This is a genomic window from Sphingomonas glacialis (assembly GCF_014653575.1).
In the GTDB taxonomy this organism is placed as follows: domain Bacteria; phylum Pseudomonadota; class Alphaproteobacteria; order Sphingomonadales; family Sphingomonadaceae; genus Sphingomonas; species Sphingomonas glacialis.
Map to the genome: position 1 here is coordinate 43,361 of NZ_BNAQ01000004.1, position 19,961 is coordinate 63,321.

Sequence of the window (19,961 nt, forward strand, 5' to 3'; positions counted from 1 at the left end):
AAATGTCTAAAATTCGAGGCGCACGCCGACGCTGGCGGTGGCGCGTTCGTAATCGTAAATTGCTATGTTACTGAAATTGCGCGTGTAAGTGACGCGCGGGCGCACAGTGACGTTCTTCGCCACGAGGAATTTCAGCCCCGCCGACACATCCAGCCGCTCGTCGCGCCTTTGCGTCAGGAACAGCGCATCGGGGGCGTCGTAGCGCCGGATATCTGCGGTCGCGCCGCCAACAAACGATATCTTGGCGGCAATCGGCAGCTCGGCCCCGACCGAGACTTCGCCAAAGCTGTTCGACTGTGCATCACCCGCTACCTCACGCGTCTGTTCGTGACCGCCGGTGGCGGTGAGGACAAACTTGCGTGCCGCATAGCTGACCGCGACCGCAACCCGATTGGCATCGAGCAACGGCTGATTGTCGTAATTGAATCGAAAATACTGCGCCGAAAATGACAGTGCGCGTCCGCCGTTCAGCACATGGGTATATTGTCCGATCGCGCCAAACGCCTGGCGATAGCTATGCTGGCCCAGCCAGAATTGCTGCGCCTGCCCCGACAGCGACAGGGTGTCGCGATTGGCAAAGCTGTGTGCAAACCCAGCGGTGCCGGTGGCGCTCGCCTGATCGAACGTATTGCTGTCGATATTGTCATGGTAGTTGGCAAGCAAACTGCCGAACACGCGATCCTGGCGACTGACGGCAGCAACACCGGAAATACCTGCCTGAATTTCGCCGTAGCCGTCATGGGTAGCGCGGGCATTACCTGCTAAAGTGCCCGGGCCGAACACTGCAAACAACGGGATCGTGACACTTGTCAGGTTGGTCGCGGTGTTGATGTTGCTGTCATAACCACCCGAAACGTCAACAAATCCCGTGACGTCGGACCCGCCACCTGCAATCTGTTTGGCAAAACTGCGCTCCAGCGTGGTGAAGCGCTGGCGCACCGGATCGGGGAGCGAAGGGTCCTGCAACACCGTGTTGAATTGGGCACGCGCGGTATCGACGTCGCCCGCCATCGCATAGGCGCGCGCCAGTTCGGCGCGCGCTTCGACCATGTCGGGCTTGACTGCCAGCACGCGTTGAAACGCCAGGATCGCCTCAGCCGTCCGGCCTGAATCGAGTGCCGCAAGACCAAATGCATAGTTAAAGCCTGGGTCACCCGCCTGATCTGCCAGCGCAGGACGCAGCAGTGCGTAAGCTTCCACCGCCTTACCCTGTTGCAGCAGCGTCGTTGCCTGCTCGATAATTCCGGCGGGCGCGGCAGAGGCTGGATAAGCAGATACAGTTATGGCTACGGCTGCCAGCAACACACCGCGAGATGTCGTGATCATTTTAAATCGCCCCAGAAACCTGTTCGAGAGCCAGGGGTCGCTGCGTCGTGTCCGCCCCGTTTATCGCTCGATCATCGGTCTAGACCCGTTGGAGGCAGTGTCGATTTACAAACACTGTAATGTTAGTTCATGTTTCAAGACAGCGGCGTGTTCAGCGTTCAAGGTGTTAGAGGTGGCTCGGTTTATTTGAACAACTCGGCGCGATTGTAAGTGGAGCGCCTGCCGGTTTCATGCCGCTGCGTGGAGCGGCAGGTTGAAGTAGACGTGATCGGGTGTCCTGCGGTCGAGCGATGAGTGTGGGCGCCGTCCATTGTAGAAGGTCAGGTACCGGCTGATCCACGCGCAGGCCTCGCTGACCATAGGCCCGCAGGTAGACCTCCTCGTTTTTCACGGAGCGCCATAGCCACTCAACGAACATATTGTCGCGCCAGGCGCCGCGGCCATCCATACTGATCGCGATCTTCTCGCGGTGCAGGACGGCGGTGAACGCCATGCTGGTAAGTTGGCTGCCCTGATCGGTGTTGAAGATTTTCGGCGCCCAGAAGCGCGCCAGCGCTTCCTCCAAAGCCTCGATGCAAAAATCCGTCTCCAGCGTGATCGACAGCCGCCAAGCCAAAACCCGCCGGCTGAACCAGCCGACGATGGCGATAAGGTAGACAAAGCAGCGCTCCATCGGGATTTAGGTGATATCCGTCGCCCAGACTTGGTTGGGCCTCGTCACCACCAGCTTGCGCAGCAGATAGGGGTCAATCTTATTCCCCGGCGCAGGCTTTGACGTGTTGGGCCGTCGGTAGATCGCCTCGATCGCCATCTTCTTCATCAACGTTGAGACGTGCAGCCAGCCGACCTTGACCCCTTCGCCGGCAAGCAGATCGCGCAACATCCGGCTGCCCGCGAACGGGAAGTCCAGCTGCAGCTCGTCAATCCGCCGCATGATCGCGAGGTCAGCAGCCGAGGTCGGCCTGGGCGGATAATAGACGCTGCCACGGCTGATCCCCAGCTCCCGCGCTTGCCGTGTCACCGGAAACGCGTGCGAACGGTCGATCATCGTTTTGCGCTCGGCAACAGTTCCGCCCCCTTACGAGCTTGGGCCGAGCGCCCCGGACAAAAAATCGTTCACCAGCGTCAACTCGCCGATCTTGGCGTGTAACGTCTTTACGTCGATCGCCGGCTCGGCCGGCTCGCTATGGCTGTCCGACCCGAAAACCCCCGCTGCACCCTCCAGCAACTGGCCGCGCCACGTCGTGGTCTGGTTCGGGTGCACGTCAAACTGATGCGCCAGCTCGGCCAGCGTCTTCTCGCCCTTCACCGCAGCTAAGGCCACCTTCGCCTTGAATGCCGGGATGTGGTTCCGGCGTGTTCGCTTCGTCATACGATCTCCTGTTCGGCAGCCAAGCTGGCCGCGTTCAGGCAGAAACTCCACTTAGCAGCATGTCTCTCTACACCGCCATTCCAGCGTTATCGGGACCCAACTAATCAAATTCCGGTTAGTTTGGCAGTGCCCTGCTGGCGCTTCAAAAACCATAGCTGACGCTAAAGAGAGGATCGGTTTGCGCTTCTTGCGCCTCCGGTCGGGCTATGTCCTCCCTCCGCAGTAAGCATCGCGAACGGTGCGCCCGGCATCGACGCACGTCGGCACCACAATGGCAGCCCTTTCAAACGCCGATCGGGAGTCCCGGTTCCACGCCTATTTGCACCTGAAACAACAGCCAATTTCCGGATCGCCGAAATAATTCACTCATCCGTGTTATATTACAGCATTTGTAAGTGTTAATCATCGCATTCGACAATATTATGCCTGCTGATGCAAAAACCCTACGGCGCTCTGGCACAAATGATTTATTTCAAAAATCGTATAATAATCCAGTATAGTGTGCCGAAAAATACGCAGTTGCTGTGGAGTTTTAAATTTTAGATAGTCTGCTGCTTGGCAACCGTAAATTATTAATTTGTATTAATAATGTCGTCTTCAATGCATTTTCAAAGTCGCGGCCTTAACAATACTTAATAATTAGGAAGACCATAATGTTCGATTTTCGCGGAACCGCGGCGCTTTCTGCCATTGCTTTGGCCACGACACCATTGTCGGCAGTGCCGGCTTTTGCCGACGATCAGCCGGTCAAGATATCCTCCGGCGAAGCGGCAAAGGGCACCACGACCGTCGTGATCGGCGCGTTCAACGTCGGCTTCATTTTCGAATCGGTCGATAACACCAAGGCGACCGGAGGCATGATCGGCGCGTTCGGCGGCGTGACCAATGCAAAGAGCGAACTGGTCGGCGTGACGCCTGCGATGATGCAAACCGTAACCGACGCCGCCTATGCGGACTTCAAGGCGAAGTTGGCGGCGAAGGGGATGACCGTCGTCGATCCCGCGCCGATGTTCGGCAGTGCCGCCTTCGCGCACGTGAAGCCGATGGCCTCGCCGATGGAAGCGAGCGTGTTCATCGACAAGAAGAGCAAGGGCAAGACCGACTATTACAAGCCCACCGGGATTCCGGGCCTGGTCATGTTGCCCGGCGACATTACGGGCTCGGGTTTCAGCAGCATGGGCATGCAGATGTCGTTCGGCTACACCCAATACGGCATGGTGCAGCACGCCAAGGCAACCGGCCAGGCGGTCATCGACGTGGTGTATCTGATCGACTTCTCCGATGCGCGGCGACCCGGAATCGCGAGCTTCGGCGGAGGCGTCAAGATTTCGTCGGGCATGTCCGTCGCCGGGCAATTTTCCCGGATGAGCTTGGTATCGCCCGCCGGTAAAATCGCGACGATCACGCTCAAAGACCCTGTCGCGGTCACCGGCGACTTTGCCGACATGGCGGATACGACCAAGGGTGCGGGCGTCCAGAAGGCAGCGAATATCCTGGGGGGGCTTGCGACCGTGGGCGGGTTCGGCGGTCTGAAATTCGGCAAGAGCAAGACCTACACGTTCACCGCGAAGCCGGGCCTTTATGAGGACACCGCAACCAAGGCTACAACGCTTGCCAATGCCCGGATGGTCGATCAACTCGTCGCCTTACGGTGAGCGTCGCATTCGCGGTTGGCGCATCTCCGCGATCGTGACACTGTGACAAATGAAGAAGAGCGAGGGGCCGAAATGCACGTCCTGCTGATCGAGGACGACGTCCAGACCGCCGCAGCGGTCAGCGACCTGTTGTCGCGCGACGGCATCACGGTCAGGCACGCGCCCGACGGCGAGAGCGGCCTTGGGTATGCCGGCGATCCGGCGATCGATGTGATCGTGCTCGACTGGATGTTGCCGGGTATCGCCGGGATCGAAGTCATCGCGCGGCTGCGCAGCGCCGGAGTCGAAAAGCCGGTGCTGATGCTGTCGGCGCTGGGACGTTCGGACCACCGGATCGAAGGGCTCGATCGGGGTGCCGACGATTATCTCGCCAAGCCGTTCGAGCCGGTCGAATTGATCGCGCGGCTGCGCGCGCTGCATCGCCGCACGACCGTGCAGGCCCGCCAGCCGGTGCTGATCTGCGGCGATATCGAATTGCAGGTGCTCGCCCGCACCGCGCACCGCGCCGGGCGACATCTGGCGCTCAGTCCCAAGGAATTCGAGCTGCTCAAATGCCTGATGGAGCATGCCGGCGAAGTGGTGACGCGAGAGATGTTGCTGCGGCAAGTCTGGAAATTGAATTTCGATCCGCAGACCAACGTCATCGACGTCAACCTCGCCCGGCTGCGGCGCAAGATCGAGGAGGGTTTCGCCACCGGCTGCCTGGAAACGGTACGCGGGCGCGGCTATCGCCTGGTCGATGCGGTGGCTCCCGTCGCACAGTGAAGCGTCTGTTTTCCTCACTCGCGATACGGCAAGCGGCGATCTCGACTCTGGTCGTGCTCGTCGCGATCCTGGGCTTCGGCATGCTTGCCTTGGTCAGCGTGCGGCACGCCGCGCGCGCCGATCTGCTGAATACCATCGATACCGATATCGCCGGTCTGGTCGATGGGATGGTGCAAGGCGGGCCGACGGAGGTGGAACGCCGGATCGCGGATCGCACCAGCTTTTTACCGACGATGAACGCGGCGCCGTATTACCGGCTGACGGATTTTCGCGGTCATCGGCTGGCCGGGAACATGGCGGTGGGGCCATCGATCGACCCGACGCGTTCGAACACCACCGAAGTCACTATCGGCAGCGATATCATCCTGGCGCGCGCCACCCTGTTGCGCGGCGGCCTGACCTTGATCGTGGGGCGCTCACTCGGCCCGATCTACCGGGTCGAGCGACAGTTGGGCTGGACGTTGGCGGCGGCGGCTTCGGTGGTCACGGCGCTGTCTCTGGCGATCGGGCTGATCGTCGCACGCCGGCTGATGGCTCGGATCAGCGCTATGAACAGCGCGTTTGCCAGCTTTGGCGAGGGCATTCGGGCACCGCGGTTGCGCGCGCCCGCTCACGGTGACGAAATCGATGCGCTGGCGGGCCAAGTCGATCTTCACCTCGACCGGATCGAACGGTTGCTTGTCGCGCAACGCGATATCACCGATAATATCGCGCACGAACTGCGCACCCCGCTCGCCCATCTCGACACGCGCCTGTTGGCGGCGCTCGATCACAATCGCGACGAGCAGGTCGCGCGCACGCTCGATGCGGCACGCGCCGATATCCGCTCGGTCGTGTCGCTGTTCGACGCCTTGCTGGATATCGCGATGGCAGATCCGCCAGGCACCGAAGCGAGCCGCGCCACGATCGACCTGTCGGAACTTGCCGCCGATATCGGGGAGCTCTACGCTGCAAGCGCGGAAGAAGCCGGGCTGGCGTTCACCACCCGGATCGCACCCGCTGTGACCATGCGCGGTGAGGCGATGCAGATGACGCGGCTGATCGCCAATTTGCTCGACAATGCCTTCAAATATGTTCCCGCGGGATCGCGTGTTTTATTGTCGGTTGCGGCCGGACCGGTGATCGTCGTCGAGGATAACGGTCTCGGTATTCCCGAAGCCGACCGTGAAACGGTGTTCGAGCGCTTCCGCCGCTCGGCGATTTTGGGCGAGGGACATGGGCTAGGGCTCGCCCTGGTGCGCGTGATCGCCGCACGCCACGGACTTGCCGCGCGCGTAGAGGATGCGGCACCCGGTGCGCGCTTCGTCATCGCGCCGGGGGTCCGGCCGTGATCCGCAATAAACTTCCGGTCGTTGCCGCGCTGGGGCTTATGCTCGTTGCGGCCGCCAGTGCCGATGATTTCGGGCGCGCGGTCGATGCGTTGACGTCGGGCGCCGCTGCGCGGGGAAAGGCGGAACGAGTCCGCGCGGGTCGCGTCCTGCTCGCGGTCGGTGCGCGCGCGCTGGACGGTGACGATCTCGCCACGGGCTGGGCGGGCAATCGAACATTGCCCTATCGCGATCGCGCGCTCGGTCCCGCTTATCGCACCGTCGTAGTCAAGTCGGGTGGCACGGCGCATTTCGAACAAACCTTCCTCGGCGGGCAGCGCGCCCAAATCGCCATCGTCGCGATCGACCGCGCGCCGTTCACGCTCGCCGTGAAAGACGATGAGGGGGCACTATCGTGCGCGGCACCGCCGGGCGGGCGGTGCGCATGGATGCCGTTGTGGACGACGCGCTACGGCATAGACGTTCGCAATCCCGGTCGCGCGACGGGACGCTATTATATGGTCGTCCAGTAGCCGGGCTCAATGTGCTCGCGGGATACAGCGGTAAAACGAGATTCACTGCTGGATGAGTACGAACGGTGCCCAGATCGCCGGGTTGGCGGATTGCGGCACGCGCCGGTCTGCCATCAGCGCCAGGATCGCGTGACGAAGCGCGACGGCGCGCGGTTCCCCCATACGCGTGCGCCGCACCGTTTCGACCGTGATGCGCGCGGCGGCATCGTCGCGGACCGGCCAATGCGAAACGAGCAAGGCGCGTGCGCCTGCATGCAGGAAGGCGCTGGCCAAGCCGCCATAAGCCGGGCCCCCCGTCCCGATGCCGCTGGCACTGTTACAAGCCGACAGAATGACCCAGTCGGCATCCAGCTTCAGCCCGGCAACTTCCGACGCCGTCAACAGGCCATCGTCGCCATCCTTCGCGACGGTGGGCGGGGTCATTACCAAGGCCGGTTCGCTAAGGCCGGCGAAATCGCCGCCGACCAGGCCGTGCGTCGCGAACGCGATGACGCCGTATCGCTCAAGCGGAAGCGCGCGCAATTCCGCTTCCGTCGCTTGCTGTGCGACCAGCAAACGATCGTTGCGACCGCCGAGCGCTAAGCCGATCGCGCGCAGTTCGCTTTGCGCGTGCGGCAGCGACGGCAAGGCTTGGAGCGCCTTGACATCGATACCGCCGGTGCGAAATGTTGCGCCACGGGCAGCGATCTCGATCGGTGCAGGCCCCAGATCGGGTGCGCCGACACCCAGAAAGCGCGCTGTGGTCGTTCGTCCGCCTGGGGCTGGATCGGCGCGGGCGAGGAGCGAGGGCAGCACCGTGACCGAATGAGTCCGCACCAACCACGCAGTGTCCACTAACGACGTTCCGCGCGTCGCTGCTGTCACCAGCAAGGTTGGCGGAACCGCCGCAAGTGCGCCGGAACTGTAATAGAGCAGCTGCTTGTGTGTCCGCAGCACAGCCGAAATCGGACGCGGCGCAATCGCACGATAGAGTGCCGATGCGGCGGCTATGTCAAAGGGTGGCGCCGTATCGGACGACGCTCGCGCAGCGTCGATCGAGAAGCGGATGCGCTTGGCCCATTGCCCGATTTGCGCGCGAGTCGCCGCCGTCCTCGTCCAGATCAGCCGGTCATGCGTAACGGCGATCGCCAGCGTACCGTCTTCGACCGGCAACGGGGCAAGCAAGATTTCACCCGGATGCAGTCGCGCCTGGAAGGAAGCGAGCGAAACCGGGGTGGGTCGGCCGATCGTGCGATAGGCCGGGAACACACGGTCGATCTCCGCGCCTTCACGGACAATCTGCGCATCGACCGCCGCGATCTGTACATCGAGCCGCGCAATATCGTCGGATTTGCGTGCCGACGCCGCAAAACTACGCTCCTTGTCCAAACCCTGACGCAAGCGAATATGGTCCTGCAGGCTTCGTATCAGCGCGGCAGTCCGCGGGTTCGTCGCGGCAGAGCGTGCCGCGACCTCGGAATTGACGAGGACGATGTCGGTGAGGTTGGCGAGTTGCAACGCGTGAAACGCCTCGCTCGGATGCCCGGTCTTGAGCGAAAGATCGGCCAGCGTCGCGAATGCTGCGGCGAAGGTCGGTGCATATTTGACCAGGTCCGCACGGGAAAGGGCGGCATCGAGCAACTTGGCTTCGAGCGCTTTTGCCGGTGCCACGATCAGGGCATATCCAGCGTCCGCTGTGCGCGTCGCGGCGATGATCCGGGCATACAGCACTTCGGCGATGAGCCGCCGGATGTCCTGCGCGTCGAGTTTGGCACGCAAAATAGCGATGGCCGGGGTCGCGATCTCCTCGCCATCCACGGCCTTGCCCGATGCTGCGAGCGCCACGCCGTGCTCGATGATGACCCCCGCCAGCCTTACGTTCCCCGGTCCAACGTTGGCAGTCAGCTGTGCTTCCGTTGCAGCATAGCGGGCGATCGCCGCAGGATAATCACCGCGCATCCGCGCGGCACCGGCGGAGAAGTATAGAGGCTGCGCTGCGAGCCAGGGATCTTGTCGTGTCTTCGCTTTGGCGAAAAAGGCGCTGGCTTGCGTCCAGAACGCCTCTGCCTCCTCGCTCCGCCCCGTCCGGTTGAGGAGATCGCCGTAATTCGAGAGGTAAGCGGCGCGATACCAGTAATTTTCCGGCTCATACCGTCGCTGCCGGTCGATCACCTCGCGTAGGATCGGTTCCGCTTCGGTAAGGCGGTTAAGCCTCGACAAGCCGGCGCTGACGCCCCCCAGCGCGGCCGTAAGGGCCGGGGAATCGGGGCTCGCATGGGCGGTCGCCCATTCCAGCGAACGGTTATGCTCCGCCAGCGATTCTTCGAAGCGACTGATGCTGTCGAGCGTGACGGCATGGGTATCGATCATCGCCCCGGTGAAGCCGTCATCGGGCGCGGAGCATTGCAGCGACACGTCCGCTGCGTGGCCGTAGTGCCGCTCGGCATCGATGTAGCGACCTTGCGCCAAGTCGAGAAAACCAAGCGTCCCCTCGGCAAAAGCCGCTTCACGGCTGACGACGCCGAATTTTTGCGTGGCCAAGGTGACCGCTTGGCGAACGTGGGCGGCCGATGCATCGAACGCGCCGGTGGCCGTCTCGACCGCCGACAGCACCGCTAACGTTTCATAATAGAAATCGCGGTCGGTCAGTCCGGAGTCGCGGGCGATCTTTTCGGCTTTGGTGGCAGCCGGCGCCATCTGATCGGCTTGCGGTGTGTCGCTGATGACCCACGCATAGCCGGTGTAGGCGCGGGACAGGACTTCGGCGTTTGCGACGGGATCGACACTGGCGTCGTCAATTAGGGCTTTCCACCGCGCTGCCATCGGGACCGCGTCTTTGTACTTGTCCATAGCATAAAGCGCGTCGAAGCGCGCTTTGAGTGAGGTGGGGGCATTGACATTGAGCGGAGCGCTTTTTGGAGGCACAGTCGGGTCGCAAGTGGCCAGTGACGGTGTCGCAACGCTCAGTGACCATCCGGCAACCCCGAAAAGCAACGTTTTCCGCACTATTGTCACGATCATCGCTCTCGGGGCTCCGCACCCACTTGGATATATATCATGCCAGACACCCGCGCAAATGTCGAGATAAATCTTTACGCATGTAATAGAATAAAAAATCGCTCTTTAGCTCATAAGACAAAACGATGAATAGACCGACCGCGAATGAAATATTCATCTTTCTAGACTATTTTTTATCGATCTCGATTTATAAGAGATTGTTTCATTTATAGATCTAATACTACACCTTACATCGGCCTATTTGATCGATTTGAAGAAGATAGTCGATAGATCGCTCGTCGATCGATCTGACCCGTCAGGAACTCGGGTTTGAAATAGGCGATACTTTTTGGGCGCCAAGCGCGAGCTGAAGCACCAACAAGTACGGGCAATTCGCTGCGCGCTTCGCCAGCAGCTATGATTGCGCGAGAGCGCCCTGTTCGACTGAGCAATCGATAGCAAGCTGCGTCGCTGAGATGTGATCGAAGTCCATACTAGTGGGCCCTGTCCAAACCAAAGGGGTAGGCAATTACCTATCTGGCTATGAGCGCAATTCGGCCCATAAATTCCCGCTTCTGTCTTGTTTGGTTCGATCCTCATTGACGTGCTCCCCATTTTCAGGCCGCTGATAACTTAGCTTCGTCGCTCATTGAGCTGCTACCCGATCTTGGACCACTCGGCTGGGCGTCATCCAGTTCCTGCCGGCCAGGGCGGGCCATGTGCCGCTGACCGGTTCACCAGCGATATCGGCGGCTTATTGCCGATCGCGCTATGTGGCCGCACCTCGTTATAGTCTCTACGCCAAGTCTCGCATTTTCCGACCGCATCGTCGAGGCTCATGAACCAGTGCTGGTTCAGGCACTCCGCCCGGAACTTGCCGTTGAAGCTTTCGATGAACGCGTTGTCGGTCGGCGTGCCGGGCCGGGAGAAGTCCAGCACGACGCCCTTCATGTACGCCCACAGGTCGAGGTCTCGGGAGACGAACTCGCTGCCCTGATCGACCCGGATCGAGGCGGGATACCCCACCTCACCGCAGACGCGATCTAGCACCTCGATCACGTCCGGCGCGCGGAAGCTGAACCGCGGCACCACCGCCGGCGAGAACCGACTGTACGTGTCGATCACCGTCAGGATGCGCAACTTCGATCCCGTCGCCAACTGGTCATGGACGAAGTCCATGGCCCATACTTCATTCGAACACGACGCCGCGCAGCGGCCTTCCCTCAACTTCGCTTTCACCCGGCGCTTCGGCGGTTTTTGTCGCAGTTGCAGCCCCAACTCCTTGTAAAGCCGAAAAACACGCTTCGCGTTCACGTCCCAGCCCTCCCGCCGGAGCAGTACATGGATCCGGCGATAGCCATAGCGCACACGCGTCTCGGCGATCTCCTGCATCCGCTTCTTCAGATCGGCCTGATCCGCGCGGCAGCCACGATAGTGGTCGCTCGATCGCTCCACCCCAAGCACACTGCACGCCCGTCTGATGCTGACGGACCAGATGCTTCGAACGTCGTCGACGAGCTGACGCCGCCGATCAGGCCTCAGAGCTTTCGCGATACGACATCCTGCAGCATCGCTTTGTCGAGGCTGAGGTCGGCAACTAGCCGCTTGAGCTTCGCGTTCTCGTCCTCGAGCTGCCGCAACCGCCGCATCTCCGAAGGCATCAGACCGGCGTACTTCTTGCGCCAGGCATAGAAGGTCGCGTCACTGTTTCCGGCTTTGCGACACACCTCGCCGATCGTCGTGCCGTCCTCGGCCTGCTTCAACACGAACGCGATCTGCGCCTCGCTGAACTTCGATCTCTTCATCGCTCACTCCATCGCCTGACCCTCAATCCTAAACTGGAATTTTCCAGCTCAAAACGGTCCAGGAAACGGGCAGCAGGTCAGCCGTCCACACCATTACGTCAGGAGGATGTCAGATTAGGATTGGACCCTAACAGCCTTTGTAATTTGATCGACCAGTAATCTTCACACACACCGGCTCGGGGCATGTCGTCGCTATTACTACGAGAAGGAAAATTTAATGACCCATATTTTACGAGAAGCCCTTGTTGGTGCAGTATTCTGCGCCGCCGCACTTTCATCAAATGCGGCTTATGCAAAAGCTGGCTATATGACCTGCCAAGCAACTGAATCGTCGGATAAAAAAGTCTTTTCAACACCTCGTGAATTTAAAGCTGATAGCGCTGACGCGGACAAGGCGTTCGATTATTTCACCAAGGCCTATCAAGCTCCCAAAGTGCCGCTGCTTGGTGCAGATCTGTCGCATTATCAGGGTATTTGCCATTGGGAGGCCAAGCCAAACGTCGCAATAGCAATGACGACAAATTATATGATCCATTTCCTACAGCTGGGCTATTTGACCTACACCGAAGTTGCGATGCCAGATCCGTTTGTTCCTTAAACGACCTGCTATACATAAGGCACCACCTATGACACTGCCGAAACGCCCGATATTTCTTACAGGAATCGCGGTGCTCACTATGATGAGCGGCGCAGCAAACGCGCAATGGAACGCGGGTAATGACGAGGCCAATCGTCAGAGCATGATGTCCGATATGCGTGCGAGTGCGGCGGCCAATGATCGGGCAAATTTCGACAGTCAGCAGCGCACCCAGGCCGTAACTGATCGTTACAGCGGTAGCAGCAGTGGCTCCTCTTCATCTGGCAGCAGCGAATCGGGAAGCAGCTCTTATGCAGGCGGCGGCAGTTCATCTCGATCTCAACCCACCGGACCGCAAAGCATAGTTGCCACTTATAAATTCACGATGATGATCAAGGAGACACCGGCAGCACTGGTGGCGCGGCTGGAACAAGAGGCGACAGGCGGAAATGCCTTGTCAGCCTTTAACCTGGGCCGTGTTTATTACACCGGGTTTGACGATGCGCCGCGCGATGATGCCAAAGCGCGGCAGTGGTTTGATCAAGCGGCCAAGCTTGGCCATCCCGGTGGTCAGTCGCAATATGGCTATATGCTGCATGATGGCGTTGGTGGGCCGGCGGATCAGGCCGCATCAATGGCCTGGCTCAAAAAAAGCGCCGAACAAGGCGATACCTATGGCGAAGCCTTGTATGGTTTTTATCAGGTAAAGGCCAATCGGCCGAGTTCAGGCGCAAATCTGGCCGATGCGATCAGCTATCTGACCCGGGCCGCTGACAAGGGCCAGTTGCTCGCACAAGCAACGCTGGGAGGCTCGGTTTATCGTTTTGGCAACGGCGCCGCTGTTAATCCGGTAAAGGCAGCGTATTACAATAAGCTTGCCGCAGAACAGGGCTGGGGCTCGGCGATGCTTGATCTGGGTACAGCCTATTTTTATGGAAACGGTGTTGCCCGGGATGGGGCGGCGGCTGTTGTCTGGTTGCGCAAGGCGGCGGCAAAGAACAATGCAGAGGCGATCGGTTTTCTGGGGCACATGGTATTAACCGGACAAGGCCTGCCTTTGGACGTGCCGGGTGGTCTGGCCATGATTAAACGTGCCGCCGATGCTGGCGATATGGCGTCTGTCGGCCTGTACGGCATGGTCCTGCAACAGGGTATCGGAGTTGCAAAAAATGAAGTCGAGGCACTCAAATTCATCAGAACCGCGGCCGAGGCTCATAATGGCGCGGCCGAGCAAGCTTATGCTGTAACCTTGCTCAACGGGATCGGGGTTCCTGTGGACGAAGCGCAAGGGATCATCTGGCAAAAGCGTGCTGCCGATGATGGCGATATCCCGGCAGCAGCGACGTATGGCGTTCGGCTGATGAATGGTCTTGGGGTGCAGAAAGATTATGCCGCCGGCCTTGGATATGCACGCCAAGCGGCTGATGCCGGCAATGCACGTGGGCAGGCGTCGCTCGGGTTTGCATACTGGAATGGACGGGGCGTGCCTAAGGACCAGTTGCAGGGGCTAAGCTGGTTTCGCAAGGCCGCCGCGCAGGGCGACAGCGATGCCACAGGCGCGCTGGAAGAAGCAGAGGTCGCGGCGTTTGCAGCGGCGCACCCGGTCAAATAATCGATGATACGATGTCTAAGAGTCCGTTTGAGAATGCTCAAGGATGAACGATTCTGCGCGGCAGGAGGCTCCCAAGGGCGACGTGGATCATGGCTTCGGAGGGCAGCGTCAGACCAAATGCACCGATCGCTAGGCAACGCTGGATCGGGCGTTCGCATGCCCCGTCCTTGCAAGCCCGCCAGCCCGTTTCGATACTTCAATTCATCGCCTGAGGTGATCCGTCTGGTCGTCATGATGTATGAGCTGCTCTTTTATACAAGAAGCTGGCCAGGTCGGGCAGAAATGGCCGCCTTCAGGGAAGCCGGTTTTATTTCGGACAGCGAAAATTGGGCGCGATACGGTCGTGCGCGGTTTCATCTTATCCAAGCCAATTAGGAAAAAGTCAGACCGGGGCAAGGCGCTGTGGAAAAGTTCCCTCAATCCAGACGCGACATTCGCTTGTTTTTTGCGATGCGAATAAAGACCAAAGAGTCCGGCTAACTTACACATATCCTTACACATAATTTGGATAGACGATTATATGTCTATATAAAACAACAATGTAGCTGAGACTCGCCGCACTCAAAATCCCGTTCCTTAATCGGAGTGTCGGTTCGAGCCCGACCGCCCGCACCATCAGAACAAGGCGCGCCCGGTCTGCGCTGCGGTGGAACGTCCGAGATCGACGACGTGCGCTGCGGTGATTTCGGGCTGGTCGAAGCTCTGGCTCTCCCATTGCGAAACGATGCGTTCGACTTCGGCGGGGGTGCGCTTGCGCTTGGCGAGCGCAAAGTCGATCCACGCGCATCCCGGATTGTAATCGACCAGGCCATCCTCGAGCACGGCATCGCCGAGCACGATCGCCACCGCATCCGCCACACTGTGGCCGCCAGCGACGAGGCTCAGCGCCGAGAGGCTCTGATCGTCGGACCAATCGCGCGTGCTGGCGCCGCTGCGTGCTGCGATATCGAGCCGGGCTGCGATGAGCCGCGCGCGGAGTGGTGGCGAGAGTTTCATAGGTGGTGCCTCCCCGAACATGATCTACGTCAATCGATAGACGACACGACAGGAGGATTCCCGCCTTTCGCAGGCAGGATCGTTATCATTCCGTAAAGAAAGGTAAACAAGCCAGGTTAAGCGGCTGCCATCTCCAGCGACTCGCTGATCTCGAACCAAGCCGCTTCAGCAGTGTCGAGCTTCTTCGAAATCTGTGCGTGTTGCTTGACCAGATCGGCGGGGGACAGTCGCGCGAGCCAGGCTTCGGCGGTGCTCGGATCGAGCATCGCGCGGTCGATCGCATCGCGCTGCTTGGTCAGCTTGGCGACGAGCGCCTCGGCCTCGTGCGCCTTCTTCTGCAACGCGACCGCGGCGGCGCTCAGTTGCGGCTTGTCGTCCTTCTTGGCGGCCTTGGTCTTGGCGCCTTCGCCGCCGCCGTCGCCCGAGAGCACGAAGGCGATATAATCCTCCATGCTGCCGGCATATTCCTTGGCTGTGCCGTTATCGACGAGCACGAGCCGGTCGGCGGTGAGCTCGACCATATGGCGATCGTGGCTGACGAGGATGACGGCGCCGTCATAGGCGTTGAGCGCCTGGACCAGCGCTTCGCGCGCATCGACGTCGAGATGGTTGGTCGGTTCGTCGAGGATCAGCATGTGCGGTGCGTCGCGCGTGATGAGCGCGAGCGCGAGCCGCGCGCGTTCGCCGCCCGAGAGCTTGCCGACCTTCTGCGTCGCCTTGACGCCCGAGAAGCCGAAGCGGCCGAGCTGCGCGCGCACCGCGCCGGGGGTCTTGCCCGACATCATCCGCGTCATGTGCTCGAGCGGGGTGTCGTCGCCGTCGAGTTCCTCGACTTGATACTGGGTGAAATAGCCGACGCGCATCTTGCCGCTGGCGTTCATCGCGCCGTCCATCGTCGGCAGCTGCGCCGCGAGCAGGCGCGCGAGCGTGGTCTTGCCGTTGCCGTTGCGGCCCAGCAGCGCGACGCGGTCGTCGGGATCGAGCCGCAGGTTGAGCCGCTGGAGGATCGGCTTTTCCGCGTATCCGACCGCCGCCATGTCGAGCGTGATCAGCGGCGGGCGCAGTTCCTCGGGGCTCGGGAATTCGAACGACAGCGTCGGATCCTCGGCCATCGACGCGATCGGCTGCATCTTGGCGAGCATCTTCTGGCGGCTCTGCGCCTGCTTGGCGGTCGAGGCGCGGGCCGAGTTCTTGGCGATATATTCGCTGAGCTTTGCCCTTTGCGTATCCTGCGCGGCCTTGGCGGCGGCGAGCTGCGCGACGCGTTCGGCGCGCTGGCGCTCGAAGCTGTCGTAACCGCCGGTGTAGAGATGGACCTTGCCGCCCTCGAGATGGAGGATCGTGTCGACCACATTGTTGAGCAGATCGCGCTCGTGGCTGATGACGACCATCATCGCCGGATAAGATTTGAGGAAGTTCTCGAGCCACAAAGTCGCTTCGAGATCGAGATGGTTCGAGGGCTCGTCGAGCAGCAGCAAATCGGGCTCGGAGAACAGAAGTGCTGCGAGCGCGACACGCATCTTCCAGCCGCCGGAGTAGGAATCGAGCGGACGACCCTGCATTTCCTCGTCGAAGCCGAGGCCGACGAGAATCCGCGCGGCGCGGGCAGGGGCGGTGTAGGCGTCGATCGCGGTCAGGCGCTCATAGATCACGCCCATGCGGTCGGGATCCTGGCAGGTCTCGGCCTCTTCCAGCAGCGATGCGCGCTCGGTGTCGGCGGCGAGCACGGCTTCGACCGGGGTGGTCGTTCCCGAGGGGGCTTCCTGCGCGATATAGCCGATGCGCGTACCGCGCGGCATCTCGATCTCGCCGAGATCGGGCTCGAGCTGGCCGATCATGACCTTCATGAGCGTCGACTTGCCCGCGCCGTTGCGCCCGATCAGGCCGACGCGGCTCTTGGGCGGCAGCGCCGCGCTCGCACCGTCGAGGATCGCGCGCCCACCGAGGCGCACCGTGATACCATTGATATTCAGCATCGGCGGCCCGTAGCAGATTGTTGCGTTGCACCCAAGTGTCCGCCACGACGTTGTGCAACAAAGCCTGTGGAGAGCCTGAATGAGCGTCGCCTTCCGCCGCGAGAGCGACGAAGAACATCTGGAACCCAAGTTCGAACGGCCGATCGCGCCGGGGCCGAACCTAGTGACGCCGCGCGGGTTGGCGCTGATCGGGGCGAAGGTTTTGGAGCTCGAAGCGGCGGTAGCGGGCGCGTCGGCTGAGGACCGCGACGCGGTGCTGCGCGAGCTCCGCTACTGGCACACGCGCCAGACGACCGCCGAGGAGGTCGCGGCGCCCGCAGAGGGTGAGGTCGGCATCGGAAGCCGCGTGACCTATCGGCTGAACGGCGTCGAGCGCAGCGTCGAGATCGTCGGCGGCGACGAAGCCGATCCGGCGGCGGGCAAGATCGGCTATCAGGCCCCGCTGGCGCGTGCGCTGATCGGCGCGGAGGTTGGCGAGCGGGTCGATTTCGCGGGGAAGGACGAGGCGATCGAGGTGGTTGCGGTTTCGGCGTCGGGCGTAGCCTAGCGGACCGCGACCCTTAGTCCGCCCCACCCCCAATCCGTCACCCCGGGCTTGTCCCGGGGTCCACCGGGATGCGCAAATTGCTTCCTCAAGCCATGCGGCACGGTGGACCCCGGGACGAGCCCGGGGTGACGGGGGAGGGTGGTGTCGTCCAGTATCAGCGCGACATCGGCTCCGGAACCCATTCCGCATCCGCCTGCAACGCCGCCTCAGCCTCCGCCATATACTCCCGCGTCAGCGGCAGCGCGCGGCGGTCACGGATCAGTTGCACCTGATAGTTGCACATCACGCCATGCTTGAACGCCGCCATCGCGCCGGCGAGGTAGAATACCCACATCCGGTAGAAGCGCGCATCGAACATCGCCTCGATCTTGTCGCGGTTGGCGACGGCGCGATCATACCAGTGGCGGATCGTCAGCGCATAATGGACGCGCAGCGTCTCGACATCGGCCGCGATCAGCCGGACCGATTCGCTCGCGCCGACGATTTCCGACAGCGCCGGATTGTAGCCGCCGGGGAAGATATATTTCGCGGTGAACGGATCGGTCTGGCCCGGGCCGCCCATCCGCCCGATCGTATGGAGCAGCATCACGCCGTCCTCCTGGAGCAACGCGCGGCATTTGTGGAAGAAGGTGCGGTAATTGGGCACGCCGACATGCTCGAACATCCCGACTGAGACGATCCGGTCGAACCGCCCCGTCAACTCGCGATAGTCGATCAGCTCGAACTTCACGCGGTCGGCGACGCCGGCTTCCTCGGCGCGGCGGCGGGCGGTCTTGAGCTGTTCTTCGGACAGCGTGATGCCGAGCACGTCGACGTCGGCGACGCGGTTGAGATACAGCGCCATCCCGCCCCAGCCGCAGCCGATATCGAGCACGCGCTGGCCGGGCCGCAACTGCAGCTTGGCGGCGATATGCGCCTTCTTGTCGAGCTGCGCCTGTTCGAGCGTGTTATCCTCGTCGGTAAAATAGGCGCAGCTATATTGCCGGTCGGCGTCGAGGAAGAGATCGTAGAGCCGGTCGCCGATATCGTAATGATGCGCGACGTTCTGCTTCGATTTGCCGATGCGATTGAGCTGGCGCAGTCGCGCGGTGCTTGCCGCCCAGGCGAGCTTGACCGGGTTCTTAGTGCCGATCGTGCTGCGGCCGTCCTCCCAGCGGCCGTTGCCGCGGATCAGGTCGATCATCCCGGCGATGTCGTCGTTATCGACGAGCAGCCGCCCGTCCATCCAGGCGAGCGCCGCGCCGAGCCGCGGATGGCGCGCGATATAGGTCGCGACGTTCTTGTCGGCGAAGCGCAGCGTGACGGGGCGGAACGCGGGATCGGGCGTGCCGTAGTGATAACGCGTGCCATCGGCATCGATGATCGTCAGTTCGCCGCGCTTGACGAGATTTTTCGCGAACCGGTCGAACAGCCACATCGCACACACGCTCCATACCCTGACACCCTGTCGCATGCCGGATCGCGTTGCCCAAGACGGGGCGCAACGAGGGGAGGTCAGGCGCAAGGTTCTGAGGATCCACCGTGACCGTCTCCCCCAGCAGACGCAAGATACCAAGGAGGATCGGGTCTATTTTGCTGAAGCGCGCAGTCATGCGGGTCAGTCGCATCAGTCGTGCAGAATACCACCGCCTGCGTAACGACAATGGTGTTATGTGCAGAATTTTACACTGATCTGAATCAATTAAGTAATTTATCAGTATTTATAATGCAGGTGTTGCCTGTCAGTGCCGAAACGTTGCCTTGCGAAGCGCAGGATATAATAAGGAATTGGAGTCATCATGAAGACGAGTACATTGGGGGTCGCGATGGCAACAGCGTGCCTGGCACTGATCGCGCAACCGGCCTTTGCGCAGGCAGGCCCGGTACAGAAAACGACGACGCATTCGACAGGGGATACCAAAAGCGGGCGCTTCCGGATCGGCTTGACCGCCGGCACGCTCGGGATCGGTCCCGAGATCGGCTATCGCGCCAATCGCACGATCGGCGTGCGCGCGAATGCGACGTTCCTGTCGTTCAGCCACAGCGTCAAATCGAACAACGTCCGCTATGACGGCAAGGCCAATTTGAAGTCGGGCGGCGTGATGCTCGATCTGCATCCCTTCGGCGGCGGTTTCTTCCTGTCTGCCGGCGCACGGATCAACGGCAATGCCGGCCGCCTGCGCGCCACGCCGCAGAGCACCACCACGATCGGCGCGATCGCCTACACACCGGCGCAGATCGGCACGATCAGCGGGCGCGCAGAGGTGAAGAACGTCGCACCGCAATTGACGCTTGGCTATGGCGGCGGCCTGCACCGTGGCCTGAGCGTCAATGTCGAGGCGGGTGCGCTGTTCCAGGGTGCGGTGCGCGTGCGTGATTACAGCTCGAACGGGACGCTCGCCAACGACCCGCGCTTCATCGCCGAACTCGAGAAGGAACGGCTCAACACCCAGCGCAAGGTCGACGACTATAAAGTCTATCCGATCCTCCAGGTCGGGCTGAAGTACCGCTTCTGACGATCCGCGCCGGGGTAAC

At 61.3% G+C, this 19,961-nt stretch carries 14 protein-coding genes and 1 pseudogene; 8 read left to right on the top strand and 7 right to left on the bottom strand.

The genetic code is table 11. The annotated features are described in order from the left end of the window. Nucleotides 1-6: 6 nt before the first annotated feature. Together IE187_RS13605 and IE187_RS13610 are read right to left on the bottom strand one after the other, a co-directional pair. Entirely contained in the window at nucleotides 7-1,326 is a 1,320-nt protein-coding gene (locus IE187_RS13605; protein WP_189676708.1) for a surface lipoprotein assembly modifier, read from the bottom strand. 228 nt (nucleotides 1,327-1,554) lie between these two features. Then, a pseudogene (locus tag IE187_RS13610) lies at nucleotides 1,555-2,698 on the bottom strand (IS3 family transposase). A 653-nt stretch (nucleotides 2,699-3,351) separates the two neighbouring features. On the opposite strand from IE187_RS13610, the gene IE187_RS13615 reads away from it, so the two are divergent. The 4 genes from IE187_RS13615 (at nucleotide 3,352) to IE187_RS13630 (ending at nucleotide 6,958) form a co-directional block, all read left to right on the top strand. Next, complete coding sequence (locus IE187_RS13615; RefSeq protein ID WP_189676709.1) at nucleotides 3,352-4,353, top strand: hypothetical protein; 1,002 nt, start codon at nucleotides 3,352-3,354, stop codon at nucleotides 4,351-4,353. A 72-nt stretch (nucleotides 4,354-4,425) separates the two neighbouring features. After that, on the top strand, nucleotides 4,426-5,118 hold the full coding sequence (locus IE187_RS13620) for a response regulator transcription factor (protein WP_189676710.1): 693 nt from the start codon (nucleotides 4,426-4,428) through the stop codon (nucleotides 5,116-5,118). Further along, nucleotides 5,115-6,449, top strand: coding sequence for a sensor histidine kinase (locus tag IE187_RS13625; protein WP_189676711.1), 1,335 nt, complete (start codon nucleotides 5,115-5,117; stop codon nucleotides 6,447-6,449). Before IE187_RS13620 ends, IE187_RS13625 begins: the two co-directional genes overlap by 4 nt. After that, complete coding sequence (locus IE187_RS13630) at nucleotides 6,446-6,958, top strand: hypothetical protein (RefSeq protein WP_189676712.1); 513 nt, start codon at nucleotides 6,446-6,448, stop codon at nucleotides 6,956-6,958. Before IE187_RS13625 ends, IE187_RS13630 begins: the two co-directional genes overlap by 4 nt. Before the next feature lie 42 nt (nucleotides 6,959-7,000). Here the strand turns inward: IE187_RS13630 and IE187_RS13635 are convergent, their stop codons facing one another. Both IE187_RS13635 and IE187_RS13640 read right to left on the bottom strand, forming a co-directional pair. Beyond that, nucleotides 7,001-9,787 (bottom strand): CHAT domain-containing tetratricopeptide repeat protein, encoded by a 2,787-nt coding sequence (locus IE187_RS13635; protein ID WP_189676713.1) that lies wholly within the window; start codon nucleotides 9,785-9,787, stop codon nucleotides 7,001-7,003. An 834-nt stretch (nucleotides 9,788-10,621) separates the two neighbouring features. Further along, nucleotides 10,622-11,739 (bottom strand): IS3 family transposase gene (locus IE187_RS13640; RefSeq protein ID WP_438810932.1). Its coding sequence is split into 2 segments (ribosomal slippage): nucleotides 10,622-11,487 and nucleotides 11,487-11,739, totalling 1,119 coding nucleotides; the frame shifts between segments, so codons are not numbered across the junction. A gap of 217 nt (nucleotides 11,740-11,956) precedes the next feature. Between IE187_RS13640 and IE187_RS13645 the strand changes: the two genes are divergently transcribed. Both IE187_RS13645 and IE187_RS13650 read left to right on the top strand, forming a co-directional pair. Then, nucleotides 11,957-12,337, top strand: a complete 381-nt coding sequence (locus IE187_RS13645; protein ID WP_189676715.1) for a hypothetical protein — start codon at nucleotides 11,957-11,959, stop codon at nucleotides 12,335-12,337. 28 nt (nucleotides 12,338-12,365) lie between these two features. Beyond that, nucleotides 12,366-13,928, top strand: a complete 1,563-nt coding sequence (locus IE187_RS13650) for a tetratricopeptide repeat protein (RefSeq protein WP_189676716.1) — start codon at nucleotides 12,366-12,368, stop codon at nucleotides 13,926-13,928. A 615-nt stretch (nucleotides 13,929-14,543) separates the two neighbouring features. On the opposite strand, the gene IE187_RS13655 is transcribed toward IE187_RS13650, so the two are convergent. Both IE187_RS13655 and IE187_RS13660 read right to left on the bottom strand, forming a co-directional pair. Next, nucleotides 14,544-14,924: a hypothetical protein gene (locus IE187_RS13655; RefSeq protein ID WP_189676717.1), complete on the bottom strand. Its 381-nt coding sequence runs from the start codon at nucleotides 14,922-14,924 to the stop codon at nucleotides 14,544-14,546. A 116-nt stretch (nucleotides 14,925-15,040) separates the two neighbouring features. Further along, nucleotides 15,041-16,900, bottom strand: coding sequence for an ABC-F family ATP-binding cassette domain-containing protein (locus IE187_RS13660; RefSeq protein ID WP_133186957.1), 1,860 nt, complete (start codon nucleotides 16,898-16,900; stop codon nucleotides 15,041-15,043). A gap of 79 nt (nucleotides 16,901-16,979) precedes the next feature. Between IE187_RS13660 and IE187_RS13665 the strand changes: the two genes are divergently transcribed. Continuing rightward, the gene (locus IE187_RS13665; RefSeq protein ID WP_189676718.1) at nucleotides 16,980-17,447 is read left to right on the top strand and encodes a GreA/GreB family elongation factor; all 468 of its coding nucleotides are present in this window, start codon (nucleotides 16,980-16,982) and stop codon (nucleotides 17,445-17,447) included. Between the two features lie 154 nt (nucleotides 17,448-17,601). On the opposite strand, the gene IE187_RS13670 is transcribed toward IE187_RS13665, so the two are convergent. Next, nucleotides 17,602-18,864 carry an SAM-dependent methyltransferase gene (locus tag IE187_RS13670; protein WP_189676719.1) on the bottom strand — a complete coding sequence of 421 codons (1,263 nt, stop codon included), beginning with the start codon at nucleotides 18,862-18,864 and terminating at the stop codon, nucleotides 17,602-17,604. Nucleotides 18,865-19,225: 361 nt separating this feature from the next. Between IE187_RS13670 and IE187_RS13675 the strand changes: the two genes are divergently transcribed. Beyond that, nucleotides 19,226-19,942: a hypothetical protein gene (locus IE187_RS13675; protein ID WP_189676720.1), complete on the top strand. Its 717-nt coding sequence runs from the start codon at nucleotides 19,226-19,228 to the stop codon at nucleotides 19,940-19,942. The last annotated feature ends 19 nt before the right edge of the window (nucleotides 19,943-19,961 follow it).